The 21,636-nt window shown below is 35.6% G+C and carries 24 protein-coding genes; 15 read left to right on the forward strand and 9 right to left on the reverse strand.

What is annotated here, in order from left to right; genetic code table 11:
• Positions 1 to 101: 101 nt before the first annotated feature.
• Both ACH0B5_RS12075 and ACH0B5_RS12080 read right to left on the reverse strand, forming a co-directional pair.
• Entirely contained in the window at positions 102 to 521 is a 420-nt protein-coding gene (locus ACH0B5_RS12075) for a universal stress protein (protein WP_122971992.1), read from the reverse strand.
• Between the two features lie 12 nt (positions 522 to 533).
• Positions 534 to 1,967 (reverse strand): SulP family inorganic anion transporter, encoded by a 1,434-nt coding sequence (locus tag ACH0B5_RS12080; protein ID WP_122971993.1) that lies wholly within the window; start codon positions 1,965 to 1,967, stop codon positions 534 to 536.
• A gap of 120 nt (positions 1,968 to 2,087) precedes the next feature.
• Here ACH0B5_RS12080 and ACH0B5_RS12085 point away from each other — a divergent pair, with 120 nt between their 5' ends.
• Positions 2,088 to 2,636: a recombinase family protein gene (locus ACH0B5_RS12085; RefSeq protein WP_122971994.1), complete on the forward strand. Its 549-nt coding sequence runs from the start codon at positions 2,088 to 2,090 to the stop codon at positions 2,634 to 2,636.
• Positions 2,637 to 2,702: 66 nt separating this feature from the next.
• On the opposite strand, the gene ACH0B5_RS12090 is transcribed toward ACH0B5_RS12085, so the two are convergent.
• Positions 2,703 to 3,461: an SDR family oxidoreductase gene (locus ACH0B5_RS12090; protein ID WP_406927877.1), complete on the reverse strand. Its 759-nt coding sequence runs from the start codon at positions 3,459 to 3,461 to the stop codon at positions 2,703 to 2,705.
• A 147-nt stretch (positions 3,462 to 3,608) separates the two neighbouring features.
• Here ACH0B5_RS12090 and ACH0B5_RS12095 point away from each other — a divergent pair, with 147 nt between their 5' ends.
• From ACH0B5_RS12095 to ACH0B5_RS12105, 3 genes are all read left to right on the forward strand, one after another.
• Positions 3,609 to 4,172 (forward strand): TetR-like C-terminal domain-containing protein, encoded by a 564-nt coding sequence (locus tag ACH0B5_RS12095; RefSeq protein WP_122971996.1) that lies wholly within the window; start codon positions 3,609 to 3,611, stop codon positions 4,170 to 4,172.
• A gap of 85 nt (positions 4,173 to 4,257) precedes the next feature.
• Entirely contained in the window at positions 4,258 to 5,970 is a 1,713-nt protein-coding gene (locus tag ACH0B5_RS12100; RefSeq protein WP_122971997.1) for an ABC transporter ATP-binding protein, read from the forward strand.
• A gap of 141 nt (positions 5,971 to 6,111) precedes the next feature.
• A complete protein-coding gene (locus ACH0B5_RS12105; protein ID WP_206613376.1) occupies positions 6,112 to 6,258 on the forward strand; it encodes a hypothetical protein in 147 nt (48 codons plus the stop codon).
• Between the two features lie 57 nt (positions 6,259 to 6,315).
• Here the strand turns inward: ACH0B5_RS12105 and ACH0B5_RS12110 are convergent, their stop codons facing one another.
• From ACH0B5_RS12110 to ACH0B5_RS12130, 5 genes are all read right to left on the reverse strand, one after another.
• On the reverse strand, positions 6,316 to 6,726 hold the full coding sequence (locus tag ACH0B5_RS12110) for a YugN family protein (RefSeq protein ID WP_122971999.1): 411 nt from the start codon (positions 6,724 to 6,726) through the stop codon (positions 6,316 to 6,318).
• A 118-nt stretch (positions 6,727 to 6,844) separates the two neighbouring features.
• Complete coding sequence (locus ACH0B5_RS12115) at positions 6,845 to 7,630, reverse strand: serine/threonine protein kinase (protein WP_122972000.1); 786 nt, start codon at positions 7,628 to 7,630, stop codon at positions 6,845 to 6,847.
• A 376-nt stretch (positions 7,631 to 8,006) separates the two neighbouring features.
• Entirely contained in the window at positions 8,007 to 9,659 is a 1,653-nt protein-coding gene (locus ACH0B5_RS12120) for a sodium:solute symporter family protein (RefSeq protein ID WP_122972002.1), read from the reverse strand.
• Between the two features lie 31 nt (positions 9,660 to 9,690).
• The gene (locus tag ACH0B5_RS12125) at positions 9,691 to 9,993 is read right to left on the reverse strand and encodes a DUF4212 domain-containing protein (protein ID WP_122972003.1); all 303 of its coding nucleotides are present in this window, start codon (positions 9,991 to 9,993) and stop codon (positions 9,691 to 9,693) included.
• Positions 9,994 to 10,619: 626 nt separating this feature from the next.
• On the reverse strand, positions 10,620 to 11,282 hold the full coding sequence (locus ACH0B5_RS12130; protein ID WP_148037820.1) for a hypothetical protein: 663 nt from the start codon (positions 11,280 to 11,282) through the stop codon (positions 10,620 to 10,622).
• Positions 11,283 to 11,601: 319 nt separating this feature from the next.
• Between ACH0B5_RS12130 and ACH0B5_RS12135 the strand changes: the two genes are divergently transcribed.
• The 7 genes from ACH0B5_RS12135 to ACH0B5_RS12165 all read left to right on the forward strand — a co-directional run bounded on the left by ACH0B5_RS12135 (position 11,602) and on the right by ACH0B5_RS12165 (position 17,196).
• Complete coding sequence (locus ACH0B5_RS12135) at positions 11,602 to 12,036, forward strand: hypothetical protein (RefSeq protein ID WP_338322897.1); 435 nt, start codon at positions 11,602 to 11,604, stop codon at positions 12,034 to 12,036.
• 159 nt (positions 12,037 to 12,195) lie between these two features.
• Positions 12,196 to 12,687, forward strand: a complete 492-nt coding sequence (locus ACH0B5_RS12140; RefSeq protein ID WP_158599697.1) for a DinB family protein — start codon at positions 12,196 to 12,198, stop codon at positions 12,685 to 12,687.
• 227 nt (positions 12,688 to 12,914) lie between these two features.
• Positions 12,915 to 13,748, forward strand: a complete 834-nt coding sequence (locus tag ACH0B5_RS12145; RefSeq protein WP_406927878.1) for an alpha/beta fold hydrolase — start codon at positions 12,915 to 12,917, stop codon at positions 13,746 to 13,748.
• 195 nt (positions 13,749 to 13,943) lie between these two features.
• Positions 13,944 to 14,660, forward strand: coding sequence for a carboxymuconolactone decarboxylase family protein (locus ACH0B5_RS12150; RefSeq protein WP_122972008.1), 717 nt, complete (start codon positions 13,944 to 13,946; stop codon positions 14,658 to 14,660).
• Positions 14,661 to 14,676: 16 nt separating this feature from the next.
• On the forward strand, positions 14,677 to 15,363 hold the full coding sequence (locus ACH0B5_RS12155; protein WP_341361470.1) for a CoA transferase subunit A: 687 nt from the start codon (positions 14,677 to 14,679) through the stop codon (positions 15,361 to 15,363).
• On the forward strand, positions 15,356 to 16,009 hold the full coding sequence (locus ACH0B5_RS12160) for a 3-oxoacid CoA-transferase subunit B (RefSeq protein WP_122972010.1): 654 nt from the start codon (positions 15,356 to 15,358) through the stop codon (positions 16,007 to 16,009). Before ACH0B5_RS12155 ends, ACH0B5_RS12160 begins: the two co-directional genes overlap by 8 nt.
• Positions 16,006 to 17,196: a thiolase family protein gene (locus ACH0B5_RS12165; RefSeq protein ID WP_122972011.1), complete on the forward strand. Its 1,191-nt coding sequence runs from the start codon at positions 16,006 to 16,008 to the stop codon at positions 17,194 to 17,196. The genes ACH0B5_RS12160 and ACH0B5_RS12165 overlap by 4 nt, the downstream gene beginning before the upstream one ends.
• Before the next feature lie 16 nt (positions 17,197 to 17,212).
• Here the strand turns inward: ACH0B5_RS12165 and ACH0B5_RS12170 are convergent, their stop codons facing one another.
• Positions 17,213 to 17,536, reverse strand: a complete 324-nt coding sequence (locus ACH0B5_RS12170; RefSeq protein WP_122972012.1) for a DUF3870 domain-containing protein — start codon at positions 17,534 to 17,536, stop codon at positions 17,213 to 17,215.
• A gap of 141 nt (positions 17,537 to 17,677) precedes the next feature.
• Between ACH0B5_RS12170 and ACH0B5_RS12175 the strand changes: the two genes are divergently transcribed.
• The 4 genes from ACH0B5_RS12175 to ACH0B5_RS12190 are packed head-to-tail and all read left to right on the forward strand — an operon-like array spanning position 17,678 to position 21,625.
• A complete protein-coding gene (locus ACH0B5_RS12175) occupies positions 17,678 to 19,009 on the forward strand; it encodes a short-chain fatty acid transporter (RefSeq protein ID WP_122972013.1) in 1,332 nt (443 codons plus the stop codon).
• Between the two features lie 59 nt (positions 19,010 to 19,068).
• Positions 19,069 to 19,683 carry a hypothetical protein gene (locus tag ACH0B5_RS12180; RefSeq protein WP_406927879.1) on the forward strand — a complete coding sequence of 205 codons (615 nt, stop codon included), beginning with the start codon at positions 19,069 to 19,071 and terminating at the stop codon, positions 19,681 to 19,683.
• A gap of 18 nt (positions 19,684 to 19,701) precedes the next feature.
• Positions 19,702 to 20,583: a 3-hydroxyacyl-CoA dehydrogenase NAD-binding domain-containing protein gene (locus ACH0B5_RS12185; protein WP_122972015.1), complete on the forward strand. Its 882-nt coding sequence runs from the start codon at positions 19,702 to 19,704 to the stop codon at positions 20,581 to 20,583.
• Positions 20,573 to 21,625, forward strand: coding sequence for a zinc-dependent alcohol dehydrogenase (locus ACH0B5_RS12190; RefSeq protein ID WP_406927880.1), 1,053 nt, complete (start codon positions 20,573 to 20,575; stop codon positions 21,623 to 21,625). The genes ACH0B5_RS12185 and ACH0B5_RS12190 overlap by 11 nt, the downstream gene beginning before the upstream one ends.
• The last annotated feature ends 11 nt before the right edge of the window (positions 21,626 to 21,636 follow it).

Below are 21,636 nucleotides of genomic sequence, written 5' to 3' on the forward strand. Positions count from 1 at the left end.
GCACAATACAGTCACCATCTTCTTCAAGTTGCTTAAAAGCCTTTTTTAAAAATGTCCTTTACAAAGGGTACACTTTACTATTGGAGACGCCCTTTTGAAATTTATTTTACTATTAATGCTGGGCAATTTACTCGTTTCATTACTTTATGACTAACACTACCTAGTACCATCTCTTGTAAGCTGTTTAAGCCTCGGCTACCAATAACGACTAAATCAACTTGTTGCTCGTTGGCATATTTTACAATCTCAAGTCCTGGTGTGCCATGTAGAATAATCACCTTATAAGAAATATTTGATTCGCGTAACAGATGTTCTATTTTGGATAATTTTTTACGTCGTTCTAGGTTTAATGCTTCGCTAGATGAGGAATGTAATACTTCTACCTTCGTCTTTTCGAAGTCTACAACATAAACTACATCAATGATAGAATCTTTATGAAAAGAAGCAATTTTTATCGCCTCTTTTGTTGCGCGGACAGCATTTTCAGAACCATCCGCTGCTAATAAAATCTGTTTATACATGCGAATCCCCCTTTAATGAGATGATGACATTCCTTGTAATTTTGAGATGACTTTTTTACTTGAAGCATCTAATTCGATCACTTCAACTTGAATCCCTTTTTCTCTTAATAAATCTTCCACTTTCAATAATGCACCAACACCAGAATCATCCCAAATTCGACTATTTGAGAAATCAAGTTGAATCTGGTTATTTGTAATTTCGACCTTTTTAAAGTAGTCAATAAAAGATTCGGTTGAGGCGAAGAATAGCTGACCATATACAATGAATTGATTACCTTCTTGTTTAATTTTTACTGTAGAAATTTTTACAACGAAGAAAATCGCACTTAAAATGACCCCTGCTATAACACCTTTTGATAAATCATGAGTCCAAACAACAATGACGACAGTTGTTAGCATGACTATGACATCCGTTCTAGGAGCTTTTACTAAATATTTAAAGGAGCTCCAATCAAAGGTTCCGATACTCACCATAATCATAATTCCAACAAGTACTGGCATTGGAATTTTAACTACTAAATCTCCGAGAACGATAATTAAAAAGATTAAAAATAAGCCCGCTACTAGTGTGGATAGACGACCGCGACCACCGGACTTGACATTAATAACGGATTGACCGATCATAGCACAACCTGCCATCCCTCCAAAGAACCCAGTGACGATATTGGCAATCCCTTGACCGCGAGCTTCTCTATTTTTATTACTTTCCGTACCAGTCATATCATCGACAATTTGGGAAGTTAATAATGACTCTACTAAACCTACAATAGCAAGGGATAATGAGAACGGGAAAATAATCTGTAATGTTTCAAAATTAAAAGGAACATTAGGTATGAGGAAGGATGGTAAAGTTTGCGTTATGGATCCTAAATCCCCGATTGTTCTTAGTTCAACGCCTCCAAAAATCGCAATAAACGTTAAAAGAATGATTGCAATAAGGGGAGCGGGAATGACTTTTATGAAACGTGGTAACGTATAGACAAGAAGAAGTGTTATACCGACGAATACATATGTCATTGTTGAAATGCCGATAAAATGCGGTACTTGGGCCATAAAAATTAATATAGCTAATGAATTGACGAAGCCAATCATGACAGCATTCGGAATAAATTTCATTAACTTAGCAATTTTGAAAACACCAAAAAGTATTTGTATTAATCCTGTTAAAATTGCTGCTGCAAATAAATACTGTAATCCGTAGTCCCGAACTAATGGAACCATAACAAGGGCCATAGCGCCTGTTGCTGCAGAAATCATTCCCGGTCGTCCACCGGCGAATGCAATCGTAACAGCCATCGTAAACGATGCATAAAGCCCTACCATAGGATCCACGCCTGCTATAATGGAAAAGGCGATTGCTTCTGGAATGAGTGCGAGTGCTACGACAATTCCTGATAAAATATCGCCACGCACGTTACCAAACCATTGTTGTTTTAAACTTTGCATGGTATTCTCCTTTACATAACAATTTGCTTTGTTTGAAGTTTTAGAAAAAAATCTTTGATTATCATAACACCTCTATTCCTAAAATGGAACCTTTTTGGGAATTTATTTAGGAGTGATAAAATGATCTACGGTTATATTAGACCCCTTTATAATGATATCCAATGTGAAAATCAGTTACATGTACTAAAAGGTTGTAATGAAATTTTCCGTGAACAACATGGATCCCCCAAAAAACGGATTGCCCTTGAGCAAATGCTTATGTTACTTCAAGAAGGAGATACGATTATTGTTGAACGAATGTTTGCATTGGCTGATACAACACGGCATTTGATGGAACTATTAAAAATATGTGAAAAAGACAAGGTAACAATTCGTTTTTTAAAAGAGGGTATTGAAAGTAAAGGGAAATTGGACTTTTCTTTGCAAGAAATAATGGATGTTATACTAGAATTTCAGCAAGATATTGTAAAACAGTCAACAACGATTGGACTAGCACATGCTAAAGAACAAGGAAAAATAATTGGTCGTCCTAAAAAGTCGGGTGAAAGCATTCAAAAAGCAATTTTAATGTATCATTCAGGGAAATATTCATTGCACGATATTAAAAATGAAACTGGAATCAGTAAATCAACCCTATATCGGTATTTAGAGTCGTTGGATAATAAGTAAAATAAAAAGAGTGTAGATAAAGTGAAAATCACCTTTTCTACACTCAAAAGCTTTATTTTGTTGTGCTTAGTAAGCTAGCCAACCAGCATCGGCAGCAATTACTTGGCCGTTGACGAAGCTTGATTCATCAGAACCTAAGAAAGTCGCTAATTGAGCAATTTCTTCTGGTTGACCAACTCGCGGCATTGTCGCATTACCAGTCATTTGACGACCAGCACCAAATTCAGAGACGTTTGTCATGGAAGCGCTAATATTTGTAGCTACTCCTCCTGGAGCAATCCCGTTGCAACGGATTCCAGAATTAGCATACATATAGGCAGTATTTTTTGTTAAACCAGTTACAGCGTGTTTAGAAGCAGTATAAGCTGCACCAGCACGAGCTCCTCGTAAACCACCTGCAGAAATATTATTAACAATTACACCGTAGCCTTGTTCTAAGAAAATGTTCGTTGCAATACGCATCGCACGCATAACACCAGTAGTATTAACCGCAAATACCCGATCCCATTTTTCATCAGAGATTTCACCTACAGGCTCCATACCATCCATGATTCCTGCATTATTTACTATAATATCTAATTTACCAAAGGCGTCTTTTGTCTCTTTGAATAAATTTTCCAAATCTGCTAATTCAGCAACGTTTGTACGATTAGCGATAGCAACGCCACCATTTACGTTAATTGCATCTGCAACAGCTTTTGCACCTTCGAAATTGTAATCTGATACAACGACTTTTGCACCTTCATTTGCATAACCTTCTGCAATTGCTTTTCCCATACCTGATGCTGCACCAGTTACAATCGCTACTTTATCTTGCAATCTCATAGTAAAATCCTCCCTGAATTTATTGAACATCTGTACAATAAATATTATAAATATATTAAGTAAACGCTTTCAATAAGCAAAAACATGTATACTGTTCATTAATGAACACATATTAAATATTTTGTTTATAAAGAGGTGAAATAAATTTTGAGTCAAGTCGATTTACGGATTATAAAAACAAAGGAAGCTCTTCATACAGCATTGCTTACTTTATTAAAAAATAAACCGTTAGAATCTATTTCAATTTCTGAAATATGTAGAAATGCAAAAGTTAATAGGGGAACATTTTATTTGCACTATTCTCAAGTTGGCGATTTATTTGAAGAATATTTTAGGGAAATGATGGAGGATTTGGCTAACTCCTATCAAGAACCATATCGCCATGTTGTAAAAATAAAAACAAGTGAATTGGATCCATCGACGATACGAATTTTCCATCATATTGAAAAATATAAAGAGTTTTATCGTATTGTCTTTTCTAAAAATGTGCCTTTAACTTATTACTATTTACTATTCGAAGAGACGAAACGGTTATTTACAGAAGATGCTAAAGAGCATTTTCAAGTAAATGAGGGTATTGATCCGAATTTTTACGCATCCTATCAAGCAAATGCTATTTTAGGAATGATCATTCAATGGTATAAAGAAGGCTTTCAACAAAAGGCTAACGTTTTAAATGAGCAGTTAGTGAAAATATTGAACTTAAAATAAATTTAAATTAAGCCTAACATTTCAACTGCATATAAGATAAAATAGTGGGAAAATACTTCGCAAACCGAAATGAGAGGAGACATCTATGCTTTCAAAGTTTTTTTCGTATTATAAACCACATAGGCGTTTATTTATCGTTGACTTTACAAGTGCAATCATTGTAGCGATTTTGGAATTAGCTTTCCCAATTGCTGTTCAATGGTTTATCGATACATTATTACCTACGAATGAGTGGGGGACAATTGTAAAAGTAAGTATTTTATTATTACTTGTTTATGCATTAAGCACAGTTTTAAACTTTATCGTAAACTATTTAGGTCATAAATTAGGTATCAATATTGAAACGGACATGCGTCAGGATTTATTCAATCACCTCCAAAAACAATCATTCCGTTTCTTTGATAATCATAAAACAGGCCATCTAATGAGCCGAATTACAAACGACTTATTCGATATTGGAGAATTTGCTCACCATGGTCCAGAAGATTTTTTCATCGCCGTTATGACGTTTATCGGGGCATTTGCAATTATGTTCAATGTTAATTCGACTTTAGCATTAGTAGCATTAGTTGCCGTACCATTTTTAGTTTGGATCGTAACCTTTAGCAATAAGAAAATGAATGCAGCTTGGAAGGAAATGTATGGCAAAATTGCCGAAGTAAACGGTCGTGTGGAAGACAGTGTCTCCGGTATTCGAGTAGTACAATCCTTTACAAACGAAGCTTTTGAAATGGAACGTTTCCGTGAACAAAATGGATTATTTAAAAAAGCAAAGTTATTTGGCTATAAAGTGATGGCAGGTACCCATTCTGGTATTTACATGATGACGCGACTATTAACTTTAGTCGTATTAGTTGTGGGGGCATGGTTAAGCTTTAATAACCAGTTATCCTATGGGGAATTGGTAAGCTTTGTTCTTTACACAAATGTGTTAATTAAGCCAATCGATAAAATTAGTGCGTTACTTGAGTTATATCCGAAAGGGATGGCTGGTTTTAAACGATTCCAAGAATTATTAAGTGAACAACCTGAAGTACAGGATAAAGCAGGTGCTATCGACGTACCTTATTTACACGGTGACATTAAGTTTGAAAATGTTACATTTGGTTATGAAGAGGATAAAACGATTTTAGACAATATATCCTTTGAGTTAAAAGCAGGTGAAATGACGGCATTTGTCGGCCCATCGGGAGCAGGAAAAACTACGATTTGTTCGTTAATACCACGTTTTTATGATGTGCAGAGTGGTTCTATATCGATAGATGGCATCGATATTCGAGATATGACAAAACGTTCATTACGCGAGCAAATTGGGATTGTACAGCAAGATGTATTCCTATTTACAGGGACGATTCGAGAAAATATCGCATATGGAAAACGGGACGCGACCGAGGAAGAAATTCAAAATGCCTTGAAAAAAGCCCATTTGGAAGAGTTCGTTCAAGGTTTATCAGAAGGTCTTGAAACACAAATTGGAGAGCGTGGTTTAAAACTTTCAGGAGGACAAAAACAACGTCTTGCCATTGCGCGAATGTTTTTAAAAAATCCACCGATATTAATTTTAGATGAAGCGACTTCTGCACTGGATACTGAAACGGAAAAAATAATTCAAGAATCTTTGGCAGAACTGGCTGAAAATCGTACTACCCTTGTCATTGCCCACCGTCTTGCTACAATTAAAGATGCGGACCGGGTAATTGTTGTTACGCCAAAAGGCATTGAAGAAGATGGGTCCTACAATGAATTAATAGCGGACAATGGAATTTTTGCCCGTTTACATCAACATCAATATAGTTAAACGATTGGAGAATCCGCTTTTTAGGTGGATTCTTTTTTTAAAAGGACTATACTTAAAGTGAAAAGAGTAATGTATAGAAACAGAAGGTGTTTGAACAATGGTCCCCTTTACATGATAGTAGGGGTGAGGGAAGGATTTATGGTGGAGGATGCTGTACGTTTTTATAAAGAGCTACCTACTAGCATACATCAACAGTTATTTATCACGATGGATGAAAATCATGCGTCTGTCGTTCCTACTACAATGAGTAGAGCCTTTAGATTTTGTTTTGAAGTGAATAATGGATAAGAAACCCAAAACACTCTATAGGAAAAATGATTGCTCATTTTTCTTATAGAGTGTTTTTTAATTAATATATTGAAGGACTTTGTTAACAACCTGTTCTCCAGCTTCAACCCATTTATGTTTATGTTGAATTTCAGCATCTTTATCTACTGGATCTTGGAATTGACTAAAACCAGTTGCCTCCAGTAAAGAACTTTCATCAAAATCTAAACCAAGGTTTACAACGTGTTTAATAACATAGGGAGTTTGAAATTGAATACGTGCCTTACTTGAATCAAGCATCCCGCTTGTTACTACAAAGGGAAGACGCAAGTATATTGTTTCTTCATCTTTTTTGTATAAAATTGTATCAAAAAAACCTTGATCATAATCCCAATAGCTACCTAAACAAAATCCGTAGCGTTTAATATTATCCCGCAAAGAGCCAAATTCTACTTGTTTCCCTTCAAGTTCGGATTCAAATTTTAGCATTTGTGGTTTCCTCCTTTGTTTCTCCTAAAAGGATAGACAAAAAATGAGGAGCAAATACTTATGAATACAAGTTTTTGAAAATTTTTGAAATAAAAAGGTAGTACTTTTCAAAACTTAGTTAGCTTTGTAGTTGGGCTATTAAAGGAATGGATACTAATGCATCTTCGGTACTACTAAATGGTGAACGAATTAAAAGCAATCGTTCAATATATTCTGTTACTTGTGGGGGTAGCTCTAATTCTTCTTGCCAACTACGTTCCTTTTTTTTCATCGGAGTATAGGTTGAATATAGTAAGAACAGAAGAAAATGACCAATAAAGTAAAGATCACTAATATAATTTTCGGCACGCTTAGGATTATTAATTTCCTTTAGATTTACATCTTCTTTCATGTAAGTAGCTAAGCCGAAATCAATAATATATATTTGATTATCTTTTAACAAAATATTAGGAATACGTAAATCTCGATGAACGATTCCTTTTTTATGAAATTTAATAACAATTTCAAGAAGTTTCTTTGTTATTTGAAGTGATTGTTCTATAGAAAAGCGCATACCATTTTTAAAAATTACTTGTTCAAAGGTTTGCCCATCTACATACTCCATTATATAGTAAGGTAACTTTTGAATTTCTCCGTGAAATAAAACGGAAGGGACGTTAAAGAAATCGATATCTTTTAACATATTAATTTCTTGGAAAAACTTATTTCGTAGTTTTTCCTTACGAATATGCTTTGCCTTCATTCTTTTTAGAACAAATTTCTCCCTTGTAACAGCGTCTTCAATTAAATAGGCAACACCATAAGAACCTAAGCCAATCATTTCGATAAAATGGTATGCTGTTTGTTGATTGATATAGTCTTTTACAATTTGGTCATATTTCTTTTCAGAAAAGTAATCGAACATTAGCTACTGAAAAAGCTACGGGAACTGAAGAAACTTCTTGAACTACGTTTGTAACCTTTTTTATAGTGTTTATGACCATAATAATTATGTTTATGAGAATAATGTTTGCGACTACTACTTGAATAACGACGACGATGACCGTGGCCATGATTTCCGCCTAATAAACCTTTTAAAATTTTATCTAACATCGAATCATTCCTTTCTAAATAGAAATTTAAGCTAGAAAAATGTACTGATATTTATTATACGAATTCCATATTCGTAAGTTTCGTTTTTATAAGAAGAAAAAAATAATTAAAAAAAGATTAGACACAAACTGGACAATTAAAAAATAGCCAAGCATTCACAAAATGGTGTGATACTTGGCTATTATAGTTTATTCTTTCATGAATACTTCACCGTCTTTATAAGTCATTTGCTCTGGATAGCGAAGGTTAATAACTGAATCTTGTATTTCTTGGGAAGGTGGCTTTGTAGCAAGGGAAACGATGATGTTCGTAGCAAAGGCAGCAATGGCTCCGAAAATACCGGCACCAGTATCAATAATGCCTAGAATTGTAAATCCACCATACTTGGCAGCGAAGATGTAAGCTAGTGTGACACCAAGTCCAACAAGTAATCCAGCTATTAAACCTTGAGCATTTGAACGTTTCCACCAAACACCTAGTACTAATGCTGGGAAGAATGTTCCTGTAGCGAGTGCAAATGCCCAGGCCACAATTTGCGTTATAGCCCCTGGAGGATTTAAGGCGATTAAGCCAGCTAAAAGAGTAGCCACAACAATTGTAATACGTCCAACTTTTAAACGTTGTTGATCTGTTGCCGTCGGTTTTAAAATTCGATAATAAATATCGTGGGCAAAGGCAGAAGAAATAGCGATTAACAATCCACCAGCTGTAGATAATGCTGCAGCCATTGCACCAGCGGCTACTAAACCAATAACAAAAGCACCTAGATTTGCAATTTCTGGTGTAGCCATTACGACAATATCGTTTGCAATTACTAATTCGGTCCATTCAAGTATACCGTTGCCGCTAGTATCAGCTACTTTTAATAACCCCGTATCCACCCATGTTTTTGTCCAAGCAGGAAGTTCAGAAATTTTACTTCCAGCAACCTGTGTCATAAGAATAAAACGAGAAAACGCAGCATAGGCAGGTGCAGAGAAGTATAATAATCCGATAAATAATAGCGCCCAAGCTCCTGACCATCGAGCTGCTTTCATCGTTGATACAGTATAGAAACGAGCGATAACGTGAGGAAGACCAGCTGTACCAGCCATTAATGTAAACATTAGAGCAAGAAATTGCCATTTCGTTCCTTTTTCAAAGGGAGCAAAATATTCGGAAAGACCGAGTTCCCGATCCAATTCGCCTAACTTTCCAACAATTTCACCGTACGATAACCAAGGGAGTGGATTTCCGGTAATTTGAAGGGACATAAAGATAACAGGTACTAAGTAGGCAATAATTAATACAAGATATTGAGCTACTTGGGTCCATGTAATCCCTTTCATTCCTCCGAAGGCTGCATAAACCGCAATTAAAACAACGCCAATCATAGTTCCAAGCTTCGCATCAATTTCAAAAAGTCGTCCAATGACCACTCCTGAACCTGAAAGTTGACCGATAGAATAAGTAAAACTGATAATCATCGTACAAATTGCTGCTATTACAAGGGCTGTATTACTTTTAAATCGATCCCCAATAAATTCAGGAACGGTGTAACTACCAGACTTTCGTAATTGTGGAGCGAGTAAGAAGGTTAATAATAAATAGCCACCAGTCCACCCCATAATATAAGCTAAACCATCATAGCCAAGCACCATAATCGTACCAGCCATACCAATGAAGGAAGCTGCACTCATCCAATCGGCACCAATTGCCATCCCATTCCAAATAGGAGGCACACCGCGGCTCGCCACATAGAAATCCGATGTTGCTTTTGCTTTGTTATAAACAGCGATGTAAATATACAAGGCGAAGGTCGCTAAAATAATCGCAAGCGATACAATAAATTGTGTATCCAATAACTATCCCCCTTTAAATGAACTACCTTCTTTAATGATTTACTGTACTATTGCTCCCAATTTCTTCGTTTTTCCTATGATCAATTCCATATTTTTTGTCAATTTTATCCCCAACGATGGCATTCACAAACAATAAAATAATAAATACTGCTAGAGCTCCTTGTGCCCCCATAAAATAGTGAAACGGAAAACCATTAAAGTAAATATTACTTAATGGCTCTGCTATTAACACGATGCCATAAGAAACAAGAGCCCAGATGATGAAATAGATCACCATATAAATGTTTTTTTCACGAAAATAGGCATCTGCAATGTTTTTATCAATTTTTTTCACCTTTTCACCCCTGTGGATTAAATTCCCCAAATAATTGTTGCAAGGATAATTTAAGGATTTAAAAGTTTCTATTAAATACTTTCCCACTTCCTTTTTATTGGAGAATTTTATTTTCACTTCACTGTAAAAGACAAAGGAAAAATAATTAAATTTTATTCCTTTAGAAAAGGTGTTTTTAAAAATAAGGGATGATTTGTTGTAGGTAAATTTTAAAGAGGAATAGTCAAATTTGCATAGTTATTGAAGGCTGAATATAAATTTAACAGTGTCTAAAAGTGGGAGGGGAATCATAATAATTTCCGCTACTATGTAGAGAGCAATTGCAATAAAAGGAATGGTTAATAGCTTAAATTGCTTCTTTTTTAATGCCAGTATTAAACAAATTCCTGTTATGAATAGTAAGATGTAAAAAATTTCTATATCCTCCTTTTTTATCATAGTTTCTTTTTCTTATTTAATTTATGAGGAAAAAGGTCACATTATTATTCAATTTCAAATAAAAAGTAGTGGGAAATAAAAAAAGAGTTCCGATTTTTTAGGAGTAAAAAGCTAGAGGGATTAAAAAAGGATATCAAAAAAGTAGTATTAGAACACCTTTCTAATACTACTTTAGCATTGTTGCTAGGTTACAAAATATATTTACAAAAATACTCAGCCATTTCTTCTTTCGTTATATTCAATTTACGCATCATTCCTAAACAGTTGGATAGAATGATGTCAACCCCTTCAGAGTGTTCAAATTGAACACCATATTCTGTTTGTAAAAATTCTGCGAAATCCCATTTTTCGATAGAGTGACGTTTATCTCCATTATAATAGCTTTCCATTTCGTTATATAAGTCTTTAAAAAACGGTTCAAATAGCTCGCTTTTTTTCATTAAATAGTGATAAGTACTGTTGTTGGTAGGTACTTTTGCTGCATAAACATCTTTTGAAACAATCTGGATTATATCCTCCGTATTAATATACTCACTTGTTCTCTCCTCTATCATCCAAATAGCAGATTGGAATAATGGATGAGATTCGAGGGATTTTATATTTTCTAATTTTTTTCGATAAAACTTCTTTAGAATAAGGCCTTCATCGGATACATAGAGCACCTCGTAGTGAAAGGTAGTATCTAAATCCAAATCCCGTTGGTTATATTCTTCGAGAATTGCGTAACTTTCTCCAAAAAGAATTTCCGTTTGCATATAGGTTGGTTGAAAGTCATAGTAAATAGACCCCTTTACTACATGCCCAAAATACTTTAAATAGACGTCATGAACATCCTTTTTACTTGGATTCACGAGACATAGGCTATATTTTTCTTTTGGAATGACAAATTGAAGAATAAAATTCAGCTCCTTCTAAGTTGTTCAGCCAAAATAGTTTAGTGTAAGGGAAAGAAAAAGCATGTCGTTAAAACATATTCAAGAAAATGGATAATATTCGTAAGTATACAAAAGGGGATTTTTTAAAGGATAGGTGATTGACTATATAGAAATTAGACAAGCTAATTGGAAAAAGTTTTCAAAGAAAATTGTTGACTCATGATACTCAACCTAAGCCTACCTTTTATTCCTACATAAATTAATGTTAGCTCATAAAAGAAGGGAGGATTTTGCAGTGCGTCCTATTGATTTTAATGATGAGTCCCCACAACGTCAATCATTTCCAGGAGGTTTCCCAGGAATTCCGGGAGGAGGATTTCCGGGATTCCCAGGTGGCGGTGGCCCAGGAGAATTTCCAGGGTTCCCGGGAGGTGGATTCCCAGGAGGAGGTCCAGGCCAACTTCAAGCTCCAACGGCACCACCACCAAGTTTTACACCACAAATGACTTCATTCCAACAACAAGAATTCGCTAGCAGAGGTGGAATAGGTGGAATTAGACGGTGTTTCTTCCGAAATACTTTTATTTGGCTAAGAAACGGTAATAGTTTTTGGTTCTTCCCTATGATTGCCTTTGGAAACCAAATAATTGGATTCCGATGGAGAGGAACGAGAGGTTGGGTGTATGATTCTATCAACCGAAATCGAATATTATTCTTCCAATGCTTTTAATTAACATTCTCTATTCACCCACCTCCTAAAAGAACAGAATACCCCATTTCAAAAGTGAGATGTTCACACGTCTCACTTTTTAATTTGACTATAAGGTTCTAAATGAGAGATAAATAGAATAAGTGAATAAGAGACCGTTTGTACTTGAGGAGGATGGAAATGGAAATAAAAAAAGCTCGAGAAGAAGTTTGGAATAGTGTAGTAGGTTTAACAGATGCACAATTAAACGAAGTAGTGGAAGAAGGAAAATGGAGTATTGCACAAGTACTAGAACATTTACATTTGATGGAGGAAAATGTCATTAGATTAATTCATCATGCTTTGAACCAAAGTGAATTCGAAGAACCAGGATCATTTCCCGTTCAAATGGTTGCCGATCGGACTAAAAAAGTAACTGCTCCGGAAATTTTAAATCCATCGAATAAGTTTCAAACATTAGAGGGATTAAAAACGAAACTATCGCAATCTAGAGATTCATTGGAAAAAGTGATTCAAAATTTAAGTGAAGATGATTTAAACGAAAGGACAATGGAACATCGTCGATTTGGAGTATTATCTATAAAACAATGGATATCTCTTGTCGGTTACCATGAGCTACGCCATATTGGTCAAATAGAAGAAATAAAAAAAGAGTTAGTAGAGACTGTTTAATTGTTTGAATATGTAGGAATTCGACATCGTCTGGATTCCTACTTTTTTCGAAATAACTTAAAATAGTATTTTTTTGATATATGACATTTTCTGCTGAAGGGTGAATTTGAACGATTTATAATCCGGTTTATAATTATATCAATATAACAAAAAGTTGATAAATATGAAATTTGACAATTAAAAACATTGGGTGTAAAAATGATTCTAAATGTTGAGGAGGGGTAGATGTGGAAACAAATGTAGTGAATGTGAACGGGGGAGAATTATTTTATGCAGATTATCCTGGAACTCAAGGAACAATTGTAGCCGTACATGGTTTAACGGGTAATCACAAACAAATGCATTATTATGCACAATTGTTAAAAGGGGATTATCGTTTTATTTCGGTCGATTTAAAAGGGCGCGGAAATAGTGGGCAAGCTCCCGAAAATACAAGTATTGAACAACATACAAAGGATATTCTTGTTCTTTTAGAACAGTTGGAAATTGAAAATCCAATTTTGATGGGTTATTCAATGGGGGCTTTTATAATGGCAAACGTTGCAAGTAAACGCTCAGACGTAAAAGGTGTAATCTTATTGGATGGTGCAGCAACTGCTACTGACCATCAACGAAACATTATTGAACCTTCATTAGGACGCATTAGTAAGTTATATGAAAGTGCGCAAAGTTACATAGATGAGATTAAAGGGATATATGGTCGTCTCGGTGTGGAATGGACAGATCATCTTGAAAGTGTTGGTCATTATGAAATTGGAAAGGTAGATGGATACTGGAAAAATAAATCTGATGAAGCAAAAATTCGTCAAGACTTAGAAAGTTTCTTTGACTATGAACCATCCCAAGTCTTTTCGAACATATATTGTCCGATTTTATTAATTCACTCGGAAGGTAATATCGGAACAAATCCTGCCTTATTTTTAGCAGAGCATTACAGTAAAACTTTACAATTTGTTAAAAATATTCATAAGTTCACATCTCCGAGTAACCATTATACATTAGTATTTTCTAATCGACCTGAAGTTAATAAAGCGATTGTTCAATTTTTAAAAAATTTGTAAAAAAGAGTTGAAATTTAGCGAAAATTATGCAAACATTATATCAAATCATATTGAATGGCCTATCGAAGAGGCGTAAGGAAACGAACTTTCCTTTCATAACCGATTCGAATAGTTGGCTGCATTCCTCAAAACGACAAAGGTTTTATGATGTCGGGAGGAGTGTAGCCATTTTTTATTTTCTAAGGGGGAATATACGTGTCACTAGGACTTGATTACTTTAAAAAAGTTTATGGTGTAATTCCTGGATGGGTTCAAAAAATGTACGACTACAATCCGGAAATGTTACAACATTATACTGCTTTACGGGGTGCTGCAATGTCTTCGGGGGCTTTATCAGTTAAAGAGAAAGATATTTTATTAGTTGGAATGAATGCCGCAAGATTATATGCACGAAGCATGGTTTATCATACAAAAGGTTCGATAGACGGAGGAGCTACGTTAGAAGAGCTTGCGGAATATTTAGTAGTGGCATATCACTACGGAGGTGAAAAAGCGTTGCAAATCGGATTGCAATCCTTTGAATATGCCCTAGAGTTAACGGGAGCGAAATCTATCAAAATATCCCATGAAAGTAATGGTTCAGAGATTATTCGTTTTTATGGACAGTTTGCAACTTCAGATCAAAGTAGAAGCTATTTTGAACAGTTGGCAATTCTATTTGACCGTGGAGATGTAAACGCTTTAAAAGCAAAGTTGCTCGAAACAAATTCTGTTACAACACAGATGAAACATATTTTAATGACAGGGATATATACAACTACTTTAAATAACGAAGAAACAGATGTTTGGGCTAAAAAGGCAAGAAAGGTAGGAGTACAAGAAGCCCAATTAGCTGAATTAGGATATGCCTGCTTATTAACTGCAGGAATACCATCTTGGTTTGAAATTAGTGATGCGTTAATAGAGAAATAACGGGGTGATGACAACAATGAAAATTTTCAAGACAGAAAAAGAGGCGTTGGCTACTGTTCAAAGCAACCAGACGATCATGGTTGGCGGTTTTGGACTTGTTGGGGCGCCCCTTACGTTAATCGATGCATTAGTCGAATTAAATGTAAAAGACTTAACAATTATAAGCAATAACTTAGGTGAGCAGGGAAAAGGACTCGGAAAATTGCTTCAACAAAAAAAGGTGAAAAAAGCAATTGGCTCTTATTTCACTAGTAATCGGGACGTTGGTGAAGCATATCAACGGGGGGAGCTTGAAATTGAATTAATGCCCCAAGGAACATTGGCTGAATCCATTCGTGCAGGTGGAGCTGGAATTGGTGGTTATTACACAAAAACTTCCGTTGGAACAGATCTTGCAAAAGGAAAAGAAACGAAAGTAATTGATGGAGAAGAATATGTTTTTGAGAAAGCTTTAAAAGCAGATGTTGCAATCATTCGAGCACATAAAGCAGATACACTTGGAAACTTAATTTACTACAAAACAGCAAGGAATTTTAACCCGATAATGGCGACAGCAGCTAAATATGTTGTAGCAGAAGTAGATGAAATAGTAGAAGTTGGTCAATTAAAAAGCGATGAAATCGTCACACCCCATCTTTTTATTGATGGTGTGATTGTTGCTAAAAAGGTGTTAACAAAGGATGGTGTCGTTAACAATGGCTAACCTAGTACAAGAATTAATTGCAAAAAGGGCAGCACAGGAACTACAAGAGGGAGAGGTCATCAATTTAGGAATTGGCATTCCAACTTTAGTTTCAAAGTATGTAGAGGATAAAAAAGTATTCTTCCATACCGAAAATGGCATGCTCGGGGTGGAAGATGTAATAGAAGAAAATATGGATCCGAACTTGGTGAATGCTGGAAAGCAACCGGTAGGAGAAGGAATTGGATCATCCTTTTTTAATAGTGCGGATTCCTTTGCCATGATTCGTGGTGGACATATCGATGTTGCTATATTAGGAGTACTCCAAGTGGATAGAAAGGCTCAAATCGCAAACTGGGCAGTACCAGGGAAAAATATTATCGGAGTTGGAGGGGCGATGGATTTACTAGAAGGTGCAAAGAAAGTAATCGTCACTACTACTCACACATCTAAAGATGGAAAAAGTAAATTGTTGAAGGAATGTACTTATCCTATTACTTCTAATAGAAGTGTAGATATTATCATTACTGAATTAGCAGTATTCCGATATTTGGATGGAAAATTACATTTAACGGAATTAATGCCGGGGGTAACAATTGAAGAAGTAGAAAAGAATACTGAAGCAGAGTTTATTAACTCACTTAGATTAGGGGGAAAGCCGTTATGAAGGAAGTAGTAATTATCGACGGTGTTCGAACTGCGATTGGGAAATTAGGTGGCTCTTTAAAAAATGAAACAGCGGATTTCCTTGCTGAAAAGGTGATAAGTGCACTAGTAGAACGAACAGGAATCGATTGTAGTGAAGTAGACGAAGTAATATTAGGACAAGCAAAACAAAGTGCAGATCAATCAAATGTAGCTCGTGTTGCTGCTTTACGAGCGAAATTACCTATTGAAGTTCCTGCCTATACGGTACATCGTCAATGTGGATCAGGCTTACAATCGATAAATAATGCCGCTCAACAAATTGCCGTAGGGCTGAGTGATGTCATTATTGCTGGTGGAACAGAGTCAATGAGTACAGCTCCTTATTATATTCGCAATGCTCGTTATGGTTTTGGCGCAGGTAACGGATTAATTCTTGATCCGAATACAGAAAGTCAACCGGGGTCACAACCTGATCATTACAACATTCATACGATGGGAGAGACGGCAGAAAACTTAGCGGAAAAATATAACATTTCCCGTGAAGACCAGGATGCCTTTGCGCAATTAAGCCAAGACCGTGCCCATCATGCCATTGCAGAAGGCTACTTTGAAAATCAAATTGTTCCTTATGAAGTGAAGGGAAGAAAATCAACGTCGGTATTTTCCGTCGATGAACATCCACGACTTACTTCAATTGAAAAACTTTCAACTTTGAAACCTGTATTTCGAAAAGAAGGTTCTGTTACAGCAGGTAATAGTAGTGGGAGAAATGATGGTGCTTCGGCATTATTAGTAATGTCAAAGGAAAAAGCAGATCAATTAGGCTTAAAACCGAAAGTAAGAATCATTGCACAGGCTGCTGCTGGGGTGGATCCAACCATTATGGGGATTGGACCAGTACCTGCAACGTTAAAAGCATTAAAACAAGCCAATTTAACAATAGAAGATATTGACGTTATTGAATTAAATGAAGCATTTGCAGCCCAGTCATTGGCAGTGATGGAAGAGTTAAATTTAGATATTGGAAAAGTGAATCCAAACGGAGGAGCCATTGCATTAGGTCATCCAATTGGGGCAACAGGGGCAATTTTAATGACAAAATTGATTCATGAATTAGAAAGAACAGGTAAACGTTATGGTTTAGTTACTTTATGTATTGCGGGTGGGTTAGGAATTTCGACGATAGTTGAAAACTGCCAAATTTAACATTTGGCAGTTTTCATCAACTATTTTTGATTTTCTCTAAATAACGTTTTTGTGCAGATTTGATAGCAACAATGACAGACCCTGTTGATGGTGTTACATAATGATCTTCAACACGGGAGACTAATTCATCAATATTGGATGTAATGTCAAAACCGACAAGCATACGTCTGAAAAAGTCTTGTGCAAGTCTTGTTACAAAAGTAAACTCAGCATCGATAATTTTATGAGTCTTTTTATCAATTTCTAAAACAATCCCTGCGTGCTTGTACACTTCATACATCGAAGTGCCTTGAGGAGCTTTTGCATAAGCTGTCACAAGTATTGTAGATAAGTTTTGCATAATGGTTCCTCCAAATAGAGTATTTTTAACTATTTTACCATGTGAAATAAAAGTTTTTAGTAGATTTATAATTTTAAAAATAACTAGGGGATATTTTCAAATCGGAAAATGTAAACGCTTAAAATTCAAGGGGGAATAATCGTGGGAAAGTTAACAAACTTCTTTACTAATTTAATGAAGAAATATATGCCAGATCCATTTGTATTTGCAATTGGGTTAACATTACTAACATTTATTTTAGCTCTTTTAATCGAAGATATTTCATTCACAAAGCTTACAACAGCTTGGGGAGATGGATTTTGGGATTTATTAGCCTTTACTACTCAAATGGCTGTTATTTTAGTATTTGGTTATGTACTAGCTACTGCACCAGCAACGGATAAACTGTTGAACAAAATTGCTAGTAAGGTAAAATCGCCAAAAACGGCTGTTATCGTTGCAACGCTCGTGGGTGCCATCGGTAGTTATTTAAACTGGGGATTTGGTTTAGTAGTAGGTGGGATTATTGCGAAAAAATTAGCTATACGAGTTAAAGGGGTTCACTATCCTTTAATTATTGCAGCAGCTTATTCTGGTTTCACATTTTATGGTTTAGGTTTATCAGCTTCTATTCCTATTTTAATTTCAACACCTGGTCATTTCTTAGAAGGGGAAATGGGGCTTATTAACTTAGCTGAAACGATTTTTAGTTTACCGATGATTATTCTGACGATCGTCCTATTAATTGTTTTACCGTTCTTTAATGCAATGTTGCATCCAAAAGATCCGAATAATGTTATTGAAATAAATCCGGATTTATATGCTGAAGCTCAAGGGGAAAAGCCTAAATTACTAGAAGATAATACGTTTGCAACAAAACTAAACAACAGTAAAATTTTAGCTTATACCATTGGAATATTAGGTATCGTTTACTCTATTTTCTACTTTGTAAACGGAAATACATTAAACTTAAACATTATTAACTTTATTATTTTATTTTTAGGGATACTTTTACTTGGTACACCTGCTCGTTATGTGGAACATATTAATGATGGTATTAAAACAGTATCAGGAATCATTTTACAATTCCCGTTTTATGCAGGGATTATGGCGATTATGGCTGCATCTGGTTTAGTTGATACGATTGCCCATTTATTCGTTAACATTTCAACGGAACATACTTTATCATTCTGGGGATTAATTAGTTCTTTCTTTATTAATTTCTTTGCACCTTCTGCAGGTGGGCATTGGACAGTACAAGGTCCATTTATGATCGATGCTGCCCAATCATTAGGGGCATCCGTTGCACAAAACTCCATGGCTGTTATGTTAGGGAACGCCTGGAATGATATAGTTCAACCGTTTTGGATTTTACCAGCATTAGCTTTATCCCGTCTAAAATTAAAAGATATTATGGGATATTTAGTAATGATTATGTTATTCGTAGGTGTATTCTATATTGCTGCAATTTTATGTTGGTCTTATTTATTTTAAGAAAGGAAAGCCTTTGTTTTGTAACAAGGGCTTTTCTTTAGAAATAAGGGGTGTTTTTGTTGAAAGAAACTATATTGAAATTTGTACAGGATGGAAGGTTAACAGCTAAGGAAAAATGTTTATTATTAGTTGGATTGTTTGCTGCAAGGCGTGAAGAACAAGAGATGCTTCAGGCTGTTGATGCAGCCGTAATAAAAGGGAATGGGGTAGTCGAAATTGCGGAGTTAATTGCAGCAGCAATTATTTCTCGTGGCATACCAACGTGGTTATCGGGAATTGAGGCGATATCGAAGGCCATTGACTTAACTGATGAAAATGCAACGTTACCGAACGATGAAAACATTGCTTCTTTTGCCACAAAGGAAGAATGTATTCAATACTATCAAACAGAATTTGATGTGTTACCAAAATGGATTCAATATTTAGTCGATTATGCACCGGATACTCTTCTTAAATATAGCAATCTACGAACAACTTCATTGAGAGACGGTTTAGTATCTCGTCTTTTAAAAGAACTGCTTTTATATGCAATTAATATTTGTGATGGGTATCCAAAGGGCATTGAGATTCATAAAACGAATGCATTACAACTCGGCGCAGATCAAAGTTTACTGTACGAAGTTAAAGATTTGTGTGTTTTAGCAGTTGGTCTTAAGGCTACTGCGCTTGATTAAGTAGGAAGGAGAGTATAGATGAAAATATTAGTCATTGGTGGAGGGTTTATGGGTACCGCATTAGCGACTTATTTTAATGCCCACGGAGTAAAAGTTTCAATCTATGAAACGTTTGAAAAGAAAAGAATCGAATTAATGAACGATATACGACTTTCCGATATTCAGATACTGGATGAACTTTGTACTATTGAAGATTTAGATTTTATTATCGAGGCGATTCCTGAAAATTTGGAGGCTAAACAACATTTATTTGCAAAACTTGAACAACTTTTCCCGCCAAATATTACGTTATGTACAAATACTTCGAGTTATTTAATTAGTGAAGTAGCAAAATTAATGGAACAAAAAGGTCGTCTTATCGGCACCCATTTTTTCTCGCCAGCCAATATTTCTCCTTTAGTGGAAGTTGTGCCAAGCGAGTATACGGAACAATCTAGAATTGAGGATGTAATGGCTTTATTAAAGTCGATGAAAAAGAAGCCTGTTTTATTAAAAAAAGAAATCGAAGGATTTGTCGCTAATCGACTTCAAAGCGCCCTTGCTAGGGAAGCGATGTCGCTAGTCGAAAAGGGAATTGTATCTGCGGAGGAACTGGATTTTATTGCGAAATGGAGTCTTGGAATTCGCTTAGCGAATACGGGGCCCCTTGAGCAGCGAGATATAAATGGATTAGACACCCATTTAGCAATTACGAAATATGTATATCCAACTCTTGAAAATCGTCCAACTCCTTTACCGATTCTTGAAGAGAAATGTGCAAGTGGTTCTTTAGGGTTAAAAACGAAAAAAGGTTTTTATAATTGGGAAACAATCGATGTACAAGCCTATCAATCAAAGAAGAACAACATTTTAAATCGAGTGATTGAAGTCGTCTCAGAGGGGGATCGTAATGAAGTATAAAGCATTAGTAAAAAATTCAGCTGCCAAACATGACGTGAAGTTTGTTGAATATGAAGTACCAGAATTAAAAGACAATGAATGTTTAATACGGGTAAAAGCTGTTGGAATTTGTGGAAGTGACTTACATATGTATGATGGCCATGGGGGATATGATTGGGTCACTTATCCATTAGTTTTAGGTCATGAAGTGGTAGGGGAAGTAATCGCGGTAGGTAACCATAATGCTACTGAATATTTAAGTAAACGAGTAGTGATCGACCCTTATAAAAGCTGTGGACAATGTGACTTTTGTCTTCGCGGGGAAACGAATCGATGTGATTTTAACGAGTTTAGAACAGTCAAAACACCGATTGAAGCTTTACGTTATGGATTTAGAGAAGCTGGTGGAATGGCACAATTAATGGTTGTAGATATAAAGAATATTATTCCAATTGATCAAAACGTATCAGACGGTGTAGCGGCAATCTCTGAAGCTCTTGCAGTAAGTTATACTGCTGTAAAAAAAGTAGAGCATTTTCATAGTAAGCGTATACTAGTCGTTGGACCGGGACCTATCGGGTTTGGTGTAGCAGCTGTATTAATCGGTTCAGGTAACAAGCAAGTAGATATGCTCGGTACAGCTGTCGATGAAAATCGATTAAAGTTATCAAAATTGATAGGAATAAAATCTACCTTTATGTCGGAAGAAGAAATTTTATCAAAAGATTTTAAAGGCTACGATGCTATCATTGATTGTTCTGGACATCCGACGGTTCCTCAAATGGCGGTGAGATTATTAAAACGTGGTGGTCAATTAGTACTTGTTGGGATTAACTCTGCCCCTTTCTCAATTGCAATGGATCAAATTGTTCGAGGTGAAATTTCTATAGATGGAAGCTATGGCATCACAAGAAGAAATTATGAAGAAGTATTAAAATTAGCTGCCATTCCATCATATCCATTTGAAAAGTTAATAGCAGAAAAGGTACCCTTTACCCAATGTACAAAAGGGTTTGAAAAGGCATTAAATAAAGTCAGTGGAAAAGTAGTTATATCAATGTAGGAGGCTTACTT

It is taken from the genome of Ureibacillus sp. 179-F W5.1 NHS, assembly GCF_045369345.1.
GTDB classification, from domain to species: domain Bacteria; phylum Bacillota; class Bacilli; order Bacillales_A; family Planococcaceae; genus Ureibacillus; species Ureibacillus halotolerans.

Excerpts from the sequence above, each read along its gene's own strand:
- ACH0B5_RS12075 (WP_122971992.1), bottom strand. The coding sequence starts at position 521 with ATGTATAAACAGATTTTATTAGCAGCGGATGGTTCTGAAAATGCTGTC.
- ACH0B5_RS12080 (WP_122971993.1), bottom strand. The coding sequence starts at position 1,967 with ATGCAAAGTTTAAAACAACAATGGTTTGGTAACGTGCGTGGCGATATT.
- ACH0B5_RS12085 (WP_122971994.1), top strand. The coding sequence starts at position 2,088 with ATGATCTACGGTTATATTAGACCCCTTTATAATGATATCCAATGTGAA.
- ACH0B5_RS12090 (WP_406927877.1), bottom strand. The coding sequence starts at position 3,461 with ATGAGATTGCAAGATAAAGTAGCGATTGTAACTGGTGCAGCATCAGGT.
- ACH0B5_RS12100 (WP_122971997.1), top strand. The coding sequence starts at position 4,258 with ATGCTTTCAAAGTTTTTTTCGTATTATAAACCACATAGGCGTTTATTT.
- ACH0B5_RS12110 (WP_122971999.1), bottom strand. The coding sequence starts at position 6,726 with ATGCTAAAATTTGAATCCGAACTTGAAGGGAAACAAGTAGAATTTGGC.
- ACH0B5_RS12115 (WP_122972000.1), bottom strand. The coding sequence starts at position 7,630 with ATGTTCGATTACTTTTCTGAAAAGAAATATGACCAAATTGTAAAAGAC.
- ACH0B5_RS12140 (WP_158599697.1), top strand. The coding sequence starts at position 12,196 with ATGGAAATAAAAAAAGCTCGAGAAGAAGTTTGGAATAGTGTAGTAGGT.
- ACH0B5_RS12155 (WP_341361470.1), top strand. The coding sequence starts at position 14,677 with ATGAAAATTTTCAAGACAGAAAAAGAGGCGTTGGCTACTGTTCAAAGC.
- ACH0B5_RS12160 (WP_122972010.1), top strand. The coding sequence starts at position 15,356 with ATGGCTAACCTAGTACAAGAATTAATTGCAAAAAGGGCAGCACAGGAA.
- ACH0B5_RS12165 (WP_122972011.1), top strand. The coding sequence starts at position 16,006 with ATGAAGGAAGTAGTAATTATCGACGGTGTTCGAACTGCGATTGGGAAA.
- ACH0B5_RS12170 (WP_122972012.1), bottom strand. The coding sequence starts at position 17,536 with ATGCAAAACTTATCTACAATACTTGTGACAGCTTATGCAAAAGCTCCT.
- ACH0B5_RS12185 (WP_122972015.1), top strand. The coding sequence starts at position 19,702 with ATGAAAATATTAGTCATTGGTGGAGGGTTTATGGGTACCGCATTAGCG.
- ACH0B5_RS12190 (WP_406927880.1), top strand. The coding sequence starts at position 20,573 with ATGAAGTATAAAGCATTAGTAAAAAATTCAGCTGCCAAACATGACGTG.